The sequence below is a fragment of the Streptomyces sp. 130 genome (assembly GCF_007096885.1).
Taxonomy (GTDB): domain Bacteria; phylum Actinomycetota; class Actinomycetes; order Streptomycetales; family Streptomycetaceae; genus Streptomyces.
In genome coordinates, this window is sequence record NZ_VJNO01000019.1 from 16,753 (window position 1) to 30,698 (window position 13,946).

At 75.2% G+C, this 13,946-nt stretch carries 10 protein-coding genes; 7 read left to right on the plus strand and 3 right to left on the minus strand.

Annotated features, from left to right (window positions below):
* The first annotated feature begins 222 nt into the window (after positions 1–222).
* Entirely contained in the window at positions 223–1,380 is a 1,158-nt protein-coding gene (locus FKN01_RS17825) for an ROK family protein (RefSeq protein ID WP_143621739.1), read from the plus strand.
* Positions 1,381–1,423: 43 nt separating this feature from the next.
* On the opposite strand, the gene FKN01_RS17830 is transcribed toward FKN01_RS17825, so the two are convergent.
* Positions 1,424–2,191: a GntR family transcriptional regulator gene (locus tag FKN01_RS17830; protein WP_143621742.1), complete on the minus strand. Its 768-nt coding sequence runs from the start codon at positions 2,189–2,191 to the stop codon at positions 1,424–1,426.
* 152 nt (positions 2,192–2,343) lie between these two features.
* Positions 2,344–3,318: a DMT family transporter gene (locus tag FKN01_RS17835; protein ID WP_143621745.1), complete on the minus strand. Its 975-nt coding sequence runs from the start codon at positions 3,316–3,318 to the stop codon at positions 2,344–2,346.
* A 47-nt stretch (positions 3,319–3,365) separates the two neighbouring features.
* Between FKN01_RS17835 and FKN01_RS17840 the strand changes: the two genes are divergently transcribed.
* From FKN01_RS17840 to FKN01_RS17855, 4 genes are all read left to right on the plus strand, one after another.
* The gene (locus tag FKN01_RS17840; protein ID WP_185992881.1) at positions 3,366–4,823 is read left to right on the plus strand and encodes a PLP-dependent aminotransferase family protein; all 1,458 of its coding nucleotides are present in this window, start codon (positions 3,366–3,368) and stop codon (positions 4,821–4,823) included.
* 46 nt (positions 4,824–4,869) lie between these two features.
* Entirely contained in the window at positions 4,870–6,243 is a 1,374-nt protein-coding gene (locus tag FKN01_RS17845) for an SWIM zinc finger family protein (protein WP_185992882.1), read from the plus strand.
* Positions 6,240–8,900, plus strand: a complete 2,661-nt coding sequence (locus FKN01_RS17850) for a DUF6493 family protein (RefSeq protein ID WP_143621748.1) — start codon at positions 6,240–6,242, stop codon at positions 8,898–8,900. The genes FKN01_RS17845 and FKN01_RS17850 overlap by 4 nt, the downstream gene beginning before the upstream one ends.
* Positions 8,901–9,050: 150 nt before the next feature.
* On the plus strand, positions 9,051–10,463 hold the full coding sequence (locus FKN01_RS17855; protein ID WP_185992883.1) for a GNAT family N-acetyltransferase: 1,413 nt from the start codon (positions 9,051–9,053) through the stop codon (positions 10,461–10,463).
* On the opposite strand, the gene FKN01_RS17860 is transcribed toward FKN01_RS17855, so the two are convergent.
* On the minus strand, positions 10,442–11,641 hold the full coding sequence (locus FKN01_RS17860) for a PLP-dependent aspartate aminotransferase family protein (protein WP_143621751.1): 1,200 nt from the start codon (positions 11,639–11,641) through the stop codon (positions 10,442–10,444). The two genes, FKN01_RS17855 and FKN01_RS17860, sit on opposite strands and share 22 nt — an antisense overlap.
* Before the next feature lie 60 nt (positions 11,642–11,701).
* Here FKN01_RS17860 and FKN01_RS17865 point away from each other — a divergent pair, with 60 nt between their 5' ends.
* Together FKN01_RS17865 and FKN01_RS17870 are read left to right on the plus strand one after the other, a co-directional pair.
* Positions 11,702–12,223 (plus strand): Lrp/AsnC family transcriptional regulator, encoded by a 522-nt coding sequence (locus FKN01_RS17865; RefSeq protein WP_143621754.1) that lies wholly within the window; start codon positions 11,702–11,704, stop codon positions 12,221–12,223.
* Between the two features lie 35 nt (positions 12,224–12,258).
* The gene (locus tag FKN01_RS17870) at positions 12,259–13,944 is read left to right on the plus strand and encodes a DUF885 domain-containing protein (RefSeq protein WP_143621757.1); all 1,686 of its coding nucleotides are present in this window, start codon (positions 12,259–12,261) and stop codon (positions 13,942–13,944) included.
* Positions 13,945–13,946: the final 2 nt, after the last annotated feature.

Below are 13,946 nucleotides of genomic sequence, written 5' to 3' on the forward strand. Positions count from 1 at the left end.
TTCGGCCACCTCGTTCCGGCTGCCGCTCCCGCAGTTGGCCCCCTCTGAGCACCAACTCGGCAGCCCGCCGCAGGAGATGGCACCGGCCGCCGCACCCGGGCCCGCGGCAGCCGCGCCCGGTGTGCCGGACCCCTTCCTAACGGCTTCGCATCCCTCGGTCGCCTCCCCCCTGAGCAGCGAGTACGATCCGCCTGACATGCGCACTAGCTGGGAGGACACACCGTGGGCCGGCTGACCGGTGGGGACCCCTCGCTGCTGCGGCGGATCAACTCCGCGGTGGTGCTGCACGCCCTCCGGGGCGCGTCCTCCTCGACCCTCACGGACCTGACCCGGATCACGGGCCTGTCCCGCCCGACGGTCGAGGGAGTCGTGGAGGGGCTCTTCGAGGCGGGCCTGGTCGTGGAGTGCGCTCCGGAGGGGGCCGAAACCCGCCGTCAGGGCCGTCCCGCCCGCCGTTTCCGCTTCCGCGCCGAGGCCGGGCACCTGCTGGGCATCGAGATCGGCCCGCACCGCGTCTCCGCGCTGCTGTCCGGGCTGGACGGCCGGATCATCGGCGCCGGCTCCCGCGAGGTCTCGGAGACCGCCGGTGCCGACGACCGGCTCGAGCGGGTCCGTGCCGTGGTCGCCGACGTCCTGCGCCGCACCGGCGTGGCCCGCAGCAGCCTGCGCGCGGTCGGCGTGGGCAGCCCGGGCATCGTGGAGGCGGACGGGACCGTGCGGCTGGGCACCGCGCTGCCGGACTGGACGGGCCTGCCCCTGGGCGAACGGCTGAGGCGCTCCTTCCGCTGCCCGGTCCTGGTGGAGAACGACGCCAACGCCGCCGCCGTCGCCGAGCACTGGAAGGGCGCGGCCACGGAGTCCGACGACGTCGTGTTCGTACTGGCGGGGCTGAGTCCGGGCGCCGGCTCCCTGATCGGCGGGCGGCTGCACCGCGGGTTCGGCGGCGCGGCCGGGGAGATCGGCGCGCTGCACCTGCTCGGCCGGGACGTGACGCCCGAGCACCTGCTGTCCACGACGGACACCCCGCTGGACCCGCTGGACGAGCACGCGGTGGCCGCGGTGTTCGCGAAGGCGCGGCACGGGGACGAGCAGGCGCGGGCCGCGGTGGAGCGGTTCATCCAGCGCCTGGTGCACGACGTGGCGGCGCTGGTGCTGGCGCTCGACCCCGAGCTGGTGGTGGTGGGGGGCTGGGCCGCCGGCCTGGACGGGGTGCTGGACCCGCTGCGCGGCGAGCTGGCCCGCTACTGCCTGCGCCCGCCCCGGGTGTGCCTGTCGCTCCTGGGCGAGGCGGCGGTGGCCACCGGTGCGCTGCGGCTCGCGCTCGACCATGTGGAGGAACAGCTGTTCGCCGTCGAGGGAACGGTGACGGCCCGCCGCTGAACGCGACGGGCCGTGGGGTGCTCGATCCTTGACGCGCCTCGCGTCAGGAGGCCCGGCGCTCGTGGGCCTGGTGGCTGATCTCGAGGTCGCCCGAGTCTCCGAAGGTGAGCCGGCAGGTGTCGGCCCGGTACGTGGCGACCGAGACCGCCGCCGTGCCGCCCGCGGCGAGGTAGCGGGTGGTGACCACGAGGACGGGGGCGCCGGGGAGGCGGTCCAGCTCCCTGGCGTCGTCGGCGCGGGCGGAGCCCAGCTCGACGGACCGGTCCTGGCCGTCGAGGCCGAGACGGTGCAGTTCGCGGACGACGTTGCGGGCGCGGGCGGCGCCGGACGGGGCGTCTATGCCGGACAGCTCGGGCACGGAGGAGGACGGCACGTAGAGCAGTTCGGCGGCGACCACCTGGCCGTGGCTCGTGCGGATGCGGCGCACGATGTGGACGGGCTCCTCGGCGCCGGCGTTCAGCGTCGCGGCGACGGCGGCCGGGGCGGGAGCGCTCTCGCAGTCCACCGGCTGCCAGGCCGTGTCGGCCCCGCCGTCGGTCCAGTCGTTGCGGGCGGTGGAGACGGCCACGCCGACGCGGGGCGGGGCGACGGTGGTCCCGACGCCGCGGCGGCGGTGGAGCCTGCCTTCGAGTTCGAGCTGCTCCAGGGCCTGCCGGAGCGTGGCCCGGGCGACGCCGAACCGGGCGGCGAGCTCACGCTCGTTGGGAAGGATCTCCCCCCCCGCAAAGTCCGAGTCGAGTGCCTCACTGAGCACGGTCTTGAGGTGCCAGTACTTCGGCTCCTGCACCGTTTCCAGCTGCGTGGTCCCCACCCTGTCCTCCGCAATCGCCCAGCGGCTTATTCCGCGACGTTATTTATTAAAGGTTCCTGTCTTAACGTTGAGACCATAGGACGGCGCACCCCCTTGGTCAAGACCAATCCTGCGCCGGGGACCCTGTGAATCGAAGGTGCGCCGCACAGCGTTCACAGGACGTTCGCGGACCGGCGCACCGCGCGCGGCCCGGCGTCCGCCTTCGGAGCCGGGGCGTTCGCCCGCGGGCCGGTCGCGCCGCGCCGCCCCAGCACCCCCGAGCCGATGGCCACTCCGAGCCCGACGAGGCAGGACCCGGCGGCCTGCGCGAGGCCGTAGGAACCGGCGCCGGCGAGCGGGGCGGTGAGCGCGGCGGATACCGGGATGAGGCCTGAGAAGAGGGTGGCGCGCTCGGCGCCGACGCGCTGCATGCCCATGTACCAGCAGACGAAGCCGATGACCGTCACCACGGCCGCCTGCCAGATCAGGGCCACCGCCTCGGCCCCGGTCGGCACGCGGAGGAAGCCGCCGCCGTCCAGCGCCAGGCCCAGGACCGCCGACTCGGCCGCCGCGATCGCGCACACGGTCGCGGAGAGCAGCTTCGGGCCCAGCGGGCGCAGCACCGGCACCGCGATCACGGCGAAGCCCACCTCGCCGGCCAGGGCGCCGGCCGAGCACAGGACGCCGCTCAGGTCGGTGCGCCCCCAGCCCTGGACCGTGAACGCCCCGGCGGCGACCAGCGCCGCCGCGTACAGCACGGGCCGGGTGGGCCGGCGTCCTTCCAGCAGGGGCACGAGGACGGCGACGAGGATCGGGGCGCAGCCGACGAAGACGCCCGGCACCGCGGGTTCCGCGGAGCGTTCGGCGGCCAGGACGGCGAAGTTGAAGCCCACCATGCCGACGCCGGCGAGGAGGGCCAGCCGCGCCCACTGCCGCCCGGTGAGCAGACGGAGCACGGCGGCGGGGCGGCGCTCGCCGGGACGGTGGATCAGGGGCAGCAGGAGGAGTGCCGCGAGGCCGTAGCGGAGTGCCTGGCCGCCCGCGTAGGGGTAGTCACCGAGGACGCTGTTGGCGGTGAAGGAGGCGCCGACGAGGAGGACGCAGGCGAAGGCGGCGAGCAGGGCGCCGCGCGGAGAGGTCGCGTTCATGGAACCGACGCTAGGGAGGCGGGTGGGCCGGATTAAGGTCCACTTCCATGACCGCTTCGGGGACCAATCAGCCGTCCGGCGCCGGCGGCGGTGGCCGTCAGTCCGTTTCCGCCGCCTGGGAGTTGCTGCTTCCGGTGGCGTCGGCTCCGGCGCGCGGCCGTGGCCGGGCCCTCCAGTCGGCGCTGCGCGAGGCGGTCCGCTCCGGCCGTCTGGCACCGGGGACCCGGCTGCCGTCGAGCCGTGAGCTGGCCGCCGATCTGGGGGTCTCGCGCGGGCTGGTGACCGAGGCGTACGAGCAGCTGACGGCGGAGAGCTATCTGCGCAGCGGGCGCGGTGCGGGGACGTGGGTGAGCGGGTCGGCCCGGGCGGCGGCGAGCGGGGCGCGGGACCTGGCGCCGCGCGCCCGCGGGGTGCGGGTGGACTTCCGGCCGGGGACGCCCGATCTCTCCCTCTTTCCGCGCAGTGCCTGGGCCGCCGCCCACCGCTCGGCGCTCGGGCGGCTGCCGCACGGCGCGCTCGGCTATCCGGACCCGCGCGGTCTGCCGGAGCTGCGGGTGGCCCTGGCCGCGCTGCTGACGCGGCGGCGCGGGGTGGTCGCCGATCCGGAACGGCTGGTGGTGTGCTCCGGGGTCGCGCAGGCGACGACGCTGCTCGGGTTCGTCCTGCACGGGCGCGGGGTGCGCACGGTCGGCGTGGAGGACCCGGGGAGTCCCGAGCACACGGCGCTCTTCGCCTCCGCCGGGGTGGCGGTCACCATGCTCCCGCTGGACCCCGAGGGCCTGGCCCCGGAGCCGCTGGAACGTTCCGGGGCCGGTGCCGTGGTGACGACGCCGGCTCACCAGTTCCCGACCGGAGTGGCGTACTCCGCCGCGCGGCGCAGCCGGCTCCTGGAGTGGGCGCGGGAGACGGACGGGCTGCTGGTCGAGGACGACTACGACGGTGACTTCCGGTACGACCGCGCCCCCGTCGGCGCCCTCCAGGGGCTCGATCCGGAACGCGTCGCGTACACCGGCTCGGTCAGCAAGTCACTGGCCCCCGGGCTGCGTCTGGGCTGGCTGATCGCGCCCGCGTCGATGACCGGCGAGCTCGTGGAGCGGAAGCGGATGATGGATCTCGGCAACCCGTCGCTCGAACAGGCGGTGCTCGCCGACTTCGTGACCGGCGGAGGCTACGACCGGCAGCTGAGGCGGTGTCAGCGCGCCTACCGGGAGCGGCGCGACGTGCTGACCCGGGCCCTGGACGAGCACATTCCGGGCGCGGAGGTGAGCGGCGTCGCGGCGGGGCTGCACGCCATCGCGCGGCTCCCGGAACGCTGGGGTCCGGACGAGGATTTCGCCGGGCGCGCGGCGGCTGCCGGGGTCGCCGTGCGACTGCTGCGCGAGTACGGTACGGAGCGCCCCGCGGACGGCTGCGTGCGCCTCGTGCTCGGTTACGCCCATCTGGTGCCGGCCGACATCGTACGCGGGGTGCGCGCCCTGGCCTCCCTCGCCCAACAGCAGGCCTGACCTGCGGTGATGACCGATTGTCAGTGGCGGGTTCTACGGTTTTCCCATGACCCGAACCGTGCAGGCCCTGGCCTACTCACGTCCCTCCGCCCTGGCCTCCTCGCGAGCCGGACGGTCCCTCGGCCTGGAGACGGCCGGCGGCTCCACACCCCACGGCGCCGAGGCCCACCCCCGGTTCTTCTCGGGGTTCCTGGCCTCGCCGCGCATAGCGGCCCGGGGGCTGCTCGCCGTCGCGGACGTCGCCGCCGCGCGCTACTACCAGCGGACCCTTCCGTCCTCCCTGGACCCGGTGGTGACGGGCAACGGCGACCGGCTGCGCTTTGAGTCGTTCTCCGGCTGCTGCGGGGTGTACGCGCGGCTCGATGTGCTCAGCGAGGGCCTGGAGGGCGTGGCGACGGGCCACGGCACCACCAATGTGGACGTGAACCACCCGCTGCGGGAGGCGCTTTCGCGGCTGGGCGGCGACGAGCCGCTGCATCTGCGGGTGGGTCCGCAGGAGATGGCGGTCACCACGACGGACGGGGCGGTCGTGGAGAAGAAGGTGCCGCTGCCGGACCGGTGGCTGCGGGGCTTCGCGGAGGCGCAGGTGGCCTCCGCCGCCTTCGACCTGCGGGCGGAGCTCCCCGCGGCGGACGCCGTGCGGTTCCTGAGGTCGCTGCCCGCGTCCTCGGGGGCGGCGGCGCGCGGCGCGGGGTGGGTGGTGCCCGCCGGACGGGCGCTCCGGCCCACGACGCGGCCGGTGCCCGGTGCCGTCTGCCTTCCCGGACCGCAGCGGCTGGCCGCTCTGCAACGGGTCCTGCGGTACGCGTCGGCGCTCCGCGTGTACGGGCCGGTGGCCGACGGCGCGGCCGCCGCGAGTGCCTGGGAGGTCGTGCTGCCCGGGATGCGGCTCACGCTGACGCTGTCGCCCGACGCCTCGCGCGGCTTCTCCGGTGAGGGCGGGGTCCTGGAGGCGCTGGCCACGGACGACGCCGCGGCCGACGCGGAGCTGGTCTCGGTGCTGCTGGCGTGGGAGCCCCGGATCGAGCCGGACCGGCTGGCGGAGCAGGCGGGCCTGCCGGTGGAGCGGGTCCGGGCCGCGCTGGTCCGGCTGGGCACGGCAGGCCGGGTGGGCTACGACCTCGCGGACGCCGCGTACTTCCACCGCGAGCTGCCGTACGACGCGGACCGGGCCGAGCGCCACAACCCCCGGCTGGTCGCGGCGCGGCGGCTGGCCCGGGAGGGCGCGGTGGTCCTGGACGGTGAGCTGGCGGCGGTCCGCTCGGGCGACCGGCGTTACCAGGTCCGGGAGCGGGCGGGGGCGCTGAGCTGCACCTGCCAGTGGTGGGCGGACTACCGGGGCCGCCGGGGCCCGTGCAAGCACGCCCTGGCGGTCCGGATGGTCCGGCGGGGCGCGGCGGTCGCCGGAGGTGCCCGGTGAAGGAGCTGCTGGAAGCGGTCCGGGAGGGCCGCATGGACGACATCCGGCCCCTGCTCGCCCGGCTCGACCGGGGCGGACGCAAGGCCGTGCTGGAGGAGCTGAAGTCCCTGCGCAAGGAGGCCCGGGGCTGGCGCTGGGGCGAGCGGACCCGGGTCCGCAAGGCGATCCTGGTGGCCGGTGCGGGCTGCCACACGGGGGCGGCGGGCTGTGCGACGTGGCTCGGGGCCAGGGACATGCGGGACTGGACACACTCGCCGTACCCGTGGGTCCTGGAGGTGCTGGGCGACCGCGAGCCGGACTGGCTCGCCGATCTCGCCCGCCGGCTGGCCGCGCGCGCCGTGGAGTCCGAGGCGGAGTACCGGCTGGTCGAGGAGCTGGCCCGCCGGGCGGGCTGTCCGCTGCCCGTCTCGGACGGCATGGTCCGGGCGTGGGCGGAGCGGGCCGACCATGCGCGATGGCAGGGCGGGGCCCAGAAGCCCGTGGTCGATGTGCTGCGGCCGGACGCCCATCTGGCGGCCCTCGTGCCGCATCTCCTGACGATGCCGGAGCTGCCGCCGGTGGTGGCGTGGGTCGACAGCCGCTCCGCCGCCGGCTGCTGGCCCGCCGCGCTGACCACCCTGGTGGCCGAGGGCCTGCTCGACCGCGCGGCCCTGCTCGACGGCTGTGTCGCGCGGCTGCTGCGGGGCGGCAAGCCCACCGATCTCCGCTTCTGCCTGACGGTCGTCCGGGGACTCGGGCCCACCGAGGAGGAGGAGGCGGCACGGACCGCCGACTGGATGGCGATGGCCGCCGACGGGCCTTCCCCGGTGGCCGGTCACGCCCAGGAGGTGCTGGCCCGGCTCGACGCGCGGGGCGCCCTGTCGGTCCGGCAGCTGGCCGAGGTGTCCGGCGCGGTGCTCTTCCGCACGGAGAAGAAGCTGGTGCGCGCCCAGTTGATCCTCCTGGGAAAGGTGTTGCGCCGGGAGCCTTCGGCGGCCGACGATCTGCTGCCGGTGATCGCGGACGCCTTCGGGCATCCGGACACCGACACGCAGGAGCGGGCGCTCAAGCTCGCGGCCCGCGCCCTGCCGGCCGCGACGCCCGGGGTGCGGGAGGAGACGGGCCGGATGGCCTCGCTGCTCGGCCCGGTGCACCGGGAGGCGGCGCGCGCCGTGTTCGGTGAGCTGCTGGAGGACGGGCCGCAGGCCGCGTACGAGGAGATCCTGCCGCCGCCTCCCGCCCCGCGCCCCCTCGGCCCGCCGCCCGGCTCGGCGGCCGAGCTGGCCGAGGAGGTGACAGCGGTCCTGCTCCGCCCGCGGCAGGAGGACGTCACCGCGTTCGAACGGGCCCTGGACGGACTCGTCCGGTACGCCCACAGCGCACCGGAGGAGCTGGTCGCCGTCCTGGAGCCCGCACTCGCCGGCATGTGGTGGGCCGCCGCCCCCGAGCAGGACGTCGAGCGGCGGCTGTCCCGGGAGCACGACGGTCTGCACATCGTCGCGGCGTCCCTGCTCGGCCGGATCCCGCGTCGGGCCGTGCACGACGCGCAGACCCGCCGGGCCGGGTCGGGCAGCTGCTGCCACGACGCGCTCAACGGCATCCTGTACGCCCGCCTCTGGGAGGCTGCCGCCGAGGTGCGGTCGGGCAGGCTGCCGTATCTGCTGGCGACGCCCACCTGGCACACGGGCACGATCGACGCGGCGGAACTGGTCGAGCGGCTGCGCGGCTACCAGGCGCTGGGCGTGCCGGCCGGGCCGGTGGACTTCGCCCAGGCGCTCCTCCGGGTCCGGCGCACGGACGCGGAGGAGGCCGCACGGCAGGCATCCGCGCTGGGGACCGTGCAGGGCGACCGGCTGGCGGCGTGGCTCCGGGCGGACCAGCCGGTGGCGGCCGTGGTCCCCCGGCACGTGGAGACGGATGTCCCCGTCGCCCGCGACTGGGTGCGGCAGACGGTGGTCAGGGCGCGGCGCCTGCTGCTCGCGACCCGGGAGAACCCGTTCGTCCGGGAGAGGTTCCCGCGCGCCTTCCACTGGCTCGGGAGCGCGCACTCCCCGCGCAACCAGAAGTGCTACTGCTGGGTGGCACAGTCGCCCCAGTGGACCGCCACCCTCCCTGAGGACGGTGAGACGCTCGCGGCCTGGCTGCTGCCCTCCGTCGCGGCGTGCGTGCAGGAGGAGCGGGGCGGCACCTGGCTGCTGCCCGCTCTGGCCGAGACCGGCGGCGCGGCAGCCGGGGCGATCCATCTCGCCCTGGCCTACGGACTGGGCGCCCGGCATCCGGAGGACCGGCTCGCGGCGGTCGACGCGCTGCTGGTGCTGGCCGCGCGGGGCCGCCTCGACGCGGGGCTGCTCGGGGGCGAACTGGCGGCCCTGCTCGAAGGGGAGTCGGTCAAGCCGAATCGCTTGGCCGACGCGGCCCGGACCGCGGCGGGGACCGGGGCGTACGGGACGGTCCTGTCCGTCCTGGTGCCGCTGCTGCCCGCGTTGCTGGCCCGGGAGCGGGCGCCCCGGGGGCTGGGCGATCTGCTCGCCGTGGCGGCGGAGTGCGCCGAGCACAGCGGGCCGCCGGCCACCGGCCCCATAGCGGGTCTGGCGGAGACGGCCGCGCGCGGCGGGACGACCCAGCTGGTGCGGCAGGCGATACGCCTGGAGACCGCCTGCCGGGCGGGGACCGGCTGAGCCCCGCGCGGCGGTGTCCGCCGGCCGCGCCGCCCTTCGAAACACCCCTCCAACACCTTCGAAACCGACGACAGGGAGCCCGATTGCCCTTTAACCCATCGGTCACAAAGCGTTCGTGATCAGGCAACACCGCGCGGTCACAGTGGATTCATGACTGATGTGACATCCGCGAAGAGTGCCCACCGCCCCCACCACTGGCGGCGGGACGTGATCGAACTCGCCGCGCTGTTCACGGCGGTGGCGGTCGCCGACGCGATCGCCAACCTGATCGGGCACCAGCCGGACGGCCCGTACCTGCTCGTGGCCTCGGCCGTGGCCCTGACCGCGACGGCGGCGTTCCACACCTGGTGGGCCCGGCGCCACAGCCACGCGCCGCCTCCGCCGGACGCCACGGGCGCGGCGGCGGGCGTGGCGCCGGCCGCCGGGGCCGCCGCGCCCGGCGCCCCCGTATCCGCCGCGCCCGGTGAGACCGTGCTGTGGCGGATGCGGACCACGGTGCGGGACGTGCCGGGCAGCCTGGCCGCGCTGTGCACGGTGCTGGCCCGGCACGGCATCGACATCCTCACGCTGCAGACGCACCCGCTGGCGCAGGGCACCGTCGACGAGTTCCTGCTGAGGGTGCCCGCTTCCCTGCCGGCCCGGGAGCTGTCCCGCGCGGTCGCCGACGCCGGGGGCAGCTCCACCTGGACGGAGCGGGCGGACGCCCACGATCTGGTGGACGCGCCGACGCGGGTGCTGGGCCTCGCCACCCGTACCGCTCTGGACGCCGCCGAACTCCCCCTCGCACTGCGGCAGCTGCTCGGCCGGTGCACGATCCACTCGCTGCCCGCCGTGTCGGTCACCGGACGCGCCACCGGCGAGACGGCCCCGGTCGAAGGGGTGCTGGAGGAGACGGTGATGCGGCTGCGCGACCCGTCGGGCGGGGTCATCACCGTGGAGCGGCCCTATCTGCCGTTCACTCCCACGGAGTTCGCCCGGGCCCGGGCGCTGGTGGAGCTCGACGCCCGCCTCGGCCCCCGGCTCCCGCGCGGCGAGCAGGTGCTCAGGCTGCCCGAGGGCGACGAGATCACCGTGCGCCGGGCGGACCGCGCCGACCTGGAGGCGGCCGTGGGGATGCACGGACGGTGCTCCGAGCAGACGCTGCGGCTGCGCTACCACGGGCCGGTCCGGGACGCCGACCGCTATCTGGACCACCTGCTGAGCCCGCGTTTCGGCCGCACCCTGGCCGTGCAGACGGCGTCCGGACGGCTGGTCGCCCTCGGCCATCTGCTGTGGGACGGCGACGAGACCGAGGTGGCCCTCCTCGTGGAGGACGAGTGGCAGCGGCGCGGGATCGGCTCCGAGCTGCTCGCCCGCCTGGTGGCGCTGGCCGTCGAGGCCGGCTGCGAGAACGTCTACGCCGTCACCCAGGCGTCGAACACCGGCATGGTCGCCGCCATGCGCTCGCTCTCGCTGCCGCTCGACTACCAGATCGAGGAGGGCACCCTCGTGATCACCGCACGCCTTGCGGCGCCCCCGGCGCGTTCCCTGCCGCAGCCGCCCTACGAGCAGGCCGAGCGCTGACCGGCCCCCTCGCGTACCGGGTCCGCGCCGTCCAGCGCCTGGCTCAGGTCGGCCCACAGGTCCTCGACGTCCTCCAGGCCCACCGACATCCGCAGCAGCCGGTCGCCGACGCCGGAGGCGTGCCGGTCCGTCTCGTCCACGATGCGGTGGCTGATGGAGGCCGGGTGCTGGATGAGGGTGTCGACGCTGCCGAGGCTGACGGCGGGGGTGATCAGCCGCACCCCCGCGATCACCCGGTGCGGGTCCCCGTACACCTCGAACGAGACCATCGCGCCGCCGGTCCGCGGGTAGTGCGCCCGGGCCACCCGGGGGTCGGCGGAGAGCCGGCGGGCCAGCTCGGCGGCGCTCGCGGAGGCGGCCCGGACCCGCACCGGCAGGGTGGACAGGCCGCGCAGCAGCAGATAGCCGGCCATCGGGTGCAGGACCCCGCCGGTGGCGAAGCGCACCTGGCGCAGCACGGCGGCGAACTCCTCGTCGCACGCGACGACTCCGCCCATCACGTCGCCGTGCCCGCCGAGGTACTTCGTCGCGCTGTGCAGCACGATCCGGGCACCGAGCTCGACGGGGCGCTGGAGGACCGGCGTCGCGAAGGTGTTGTCGACCAGCAGCGGGACCGAACCGCAGGAGTGGGCGACGGCCCGGATGTCCACCTCGGCCAGGGTCGGGTTGGCCGGGGTCTCCACGATCACCAGACCCGTGCCGGGCCGGATCGCCTCGGCGATGCCCGCCGGGTCCGTCCACGTCACCTCGGTGCCCAGCAGCCCGGCGCCGAGCAGGTGGTCACTGCATCCGTACAGCGGCCGTACGGCCACGACGTGGCGCAGCCCGGCGCTCGCCCGGGCCAGCAGCACGGCGGTCAGCGCGGCCATGCCGCTGGCGAACGCCACCGCGCTCTCGGCGCCCTCCAGCCGGGCCAGCGCCGTTTCGAAGCGGGCGGTGGTGGGGTTGTCGAGCCGCGCGTAGACCGGCGGTCCGTCCGGGCGGGCCCCGGTGGCGGCGAAGGCGTCGATCCGCCCGGCCTCGGCGCGGGAGTCGTACGAGGGGTAGGTGGTCGACAGGTCGATCGGTGCGGCGTGCAGACCGAGGGCCGCGAGGTCGTCGCGTCCGGCGTGCACGGCTTCGGTGGCAAGCGCCCGGGACGGGGTGGTCGCGGGCGGCGGCACGGAGTCGTTGTCCATGCGCCGCACTCTGAACGCACGACGGAAGATGCGGCCCGAAGCCCGTGCTACGTTCGCCGAATGACTGATTCCGTCGCTCTCGACACGGTGGATCTGCACATTCTGCGGCTGTTGCAGAACGACGCCCGGACCACGTACCGGGAGCTGGCGGCCGAGGTCGGCGTGGCTCCCTCGACGTGTCTGGACCGGGTGGCGCGGCTGCGCCGCACCGGTGTCATCGTCGGGCACCGGCTGCGGCTGGACCCGGCCCGGCTGGGCCGGGGTCTGGAGGCGCTGCTCTCCGTACAGGTGCGGCCGCACCGGCGGGAGCTCATCGGGCCGTTCGTGGAGCGGATCAGGTCGCTGCCGGAGTCCCGGGCCCTGTTCCATCTGACCGGCCCCGACGACTACCTGGTGCATGTGGCGGTGGCGGACACGGCGGATCTGCAGCGGCTGGTGCTGGACGAGTTCACCTCGCGGCGTGAAGTGGCCCGGGTGGAGACGCGGTTGATCTTCCAGCAGTGGGAGTGCGGGCCGCTGCTCCCGCCGGTGCCGGGGGCGGCCGGGCCGGTCCCCGGTCAGGTCCGTCCTGCCGATAGGTAGTGACGCGGGGGGCCTCCCCGTACGAGGATGTCCACATGTCAGACTCTTCCAGCAGCGCACTGCCGCGCCAGGTCGCCGACGCCTACGTCGACGCCTTCATCGAACTCGACCCGATCTCCGGCACCTATCTCGGTGTCGCGGCAAGCTCGCGCCGCCTTCCCGACTTCTCCCCCGCCGGCCAGGAAAAGCTGGCCGCGCTGGCCCGGGACACGCTCGCCCGGCTGGACCGCGCGGAGCAGCTGCCCGGGGCCGCCGATGACGCCGAGCGCCGCTGCGGCCGGCTGCTGCGGGAGCGGCTGACCGCCGAACTCGCCGTCCACGAGGCGGACGAGGCGCTGCGGGCCGTCTCCAACCTGCACTCCCCGGCGCACTCGGTCCGTGAGGTGTTCACGGTGACGCCGACCGAGACGGACGAGGACTGGGCGGCCGTCGCTGAGCGGCTGCGGGCCGTCCCGGCGGCGCTCGCCGGCTATCAGGAGTCCCTGGCGCTCGGTCTGGAGCGCAAGCTGTACGGCGGTCCGCGCGCCACCGCCACCTTCATCGGCCAGCTCGACGAGTGGGTCGGGGACGGCACGAAGGGCTTCTTCCAGGACTTCGTCGCCAACGGCCCCGAGGCCCTGCGCGAGGAGCTGGACGCCGCCGCCGCGCTGGCCGCCGGCGCCCTGGACGGGCTGCGGAACTGGATGCGCGAGGTGTACGCGCCGGCGGTCGAGGGCGAGCCGGACACGGTGGGCCGCGAGCGGTACGCCCGCTGGTCGCGCTACTTCAACGGCACCGACCTGGATCTGGACGAGGCGTACGCGTACGGCTGGTCCGAATACCACCGGCTGCTCGCCGAGATGAAGACCGAGGCCGAGAAGGTGCTGCCGGGCGCGGGCCCCTGGGAGGCGCTGGCCCATCTCGATGTGCACGGCAAGCACATCGAGGGCGTGGACGAGGTCCAGGCGTGGCTCCAGGGCCTGATGGACGAGGCGATCGACGCGCTGGACGGGACGCACTTCGAACTGGCCGAGCGGGTGCGCCGGGTGGAGTCGCGGATCGCCCCGCCCGGCGGCGCCGCCGCCCCGTACTACACGGGCCCCTCCGAGGACTTCTCGCGGCCCGGCCGCACCTGGCTGCCGACCATGGGAGAGACCCGCTTCCCGGTGTACGACCTGGTGTCGACCTGGTACCACGAGGGCGTGCCCGGCCACCACCTCCAGCTCGCGCAGTGGGCGCACGTGGCGCAGAGCCTGTCGCGCTACCAGGCGTCGATCGGCATGGTCAGCGCCAACGCGGAGGGCTGGGCGCTGTACGCGGAGCGGCTGATGGACGAGCTGGGCTTCCTGCCCGACGCGGAGCGCCGGCTCGGTTACCTGGACGCGCAGATGATGCGCGCCTGCCGGGTGATCGTGGACATCGGCATGCACGTGGGGCTGGAGATCCCGGCCGACTCGCCGTTCCACCCGGGCGAGCGGTGGACGCCGGAGCTGGCGCAGGAGTTCTTCGGCAACCACAGCGGCCGTCCCGCCGACTTCGTGGAGAGCGAGCTGACCCGCTACCTCTCGATGCCGGGTCAGGCCATCGGCTACAAGCTGGGCGAGCGGGCCTGGCTGCTGGGCCGGGAGAACGCGCGGGCGGCGCACGGGGACGCCTTCGACCTCAAGGCGTGGCACATGGCGGCCCTGTCCCAGGGTCCGCTGGGCCTGGACGACCTGGTCGACGAGTTGTCGAAGCTCTGACC

What these genes read in the sequence shown, in the direction of transcription:
- FKN01_RS17870 (WP_143621757.1), top strand. Translation starts at nt 12,259, where the DNA reads ATGTCAGACTCTTCCAGCAGCGCACTGCCGCGCCAGGTCGCCGACGCC.
- FKN01_RS17835 (WP_143621745.1), bottom strand. Translation starts at nt 3,318, where the DNA reads ATGAACGCGACCTCTCCGCGCGGCGCCCTGCTCGCCGCCTTCGCCTGC.
- FKN01_RS17865 (WP_143621754.1), top strand. Translation starts at nt 11,702, where the DNA reads ATGACTGATTCCGTCGCTCTCGACACGGTGGATCTGCACATTCTGCGG.
- FKN01_RS17860 (WP_143621751.1), bottom strand. Translation starts at nt 11,641, where the DNA reads ATGGACAACGACTCCGTGCCGCCGCCCGCGACCACCCCGTCCCGGGCG.
- FKN01_RS17840 (WP_185992881.1), top strand. Translation starts at nt 3,366, where the DNA reads ATGACCGCTTCGGGGACCAATCAGCCGTCCGGCGCCGGCGGCGGTGGC.
- FKN01_RS17845 (WP_185992882.1), top strand. Translation starts at nt 4,870, where the DNA reads ATGACCCGAACCGTGCAGGCCCTGGCCTACTCACGTCCCTCCGCCCTG.
- FKN01_RS17855 (WP_185992883.1), top strand. Translation starts at nt 9,051, where the DNA reads ATGACTGATGTGACATCCGCGAAGAGTGCCCACCGCCCCCACCACTGG.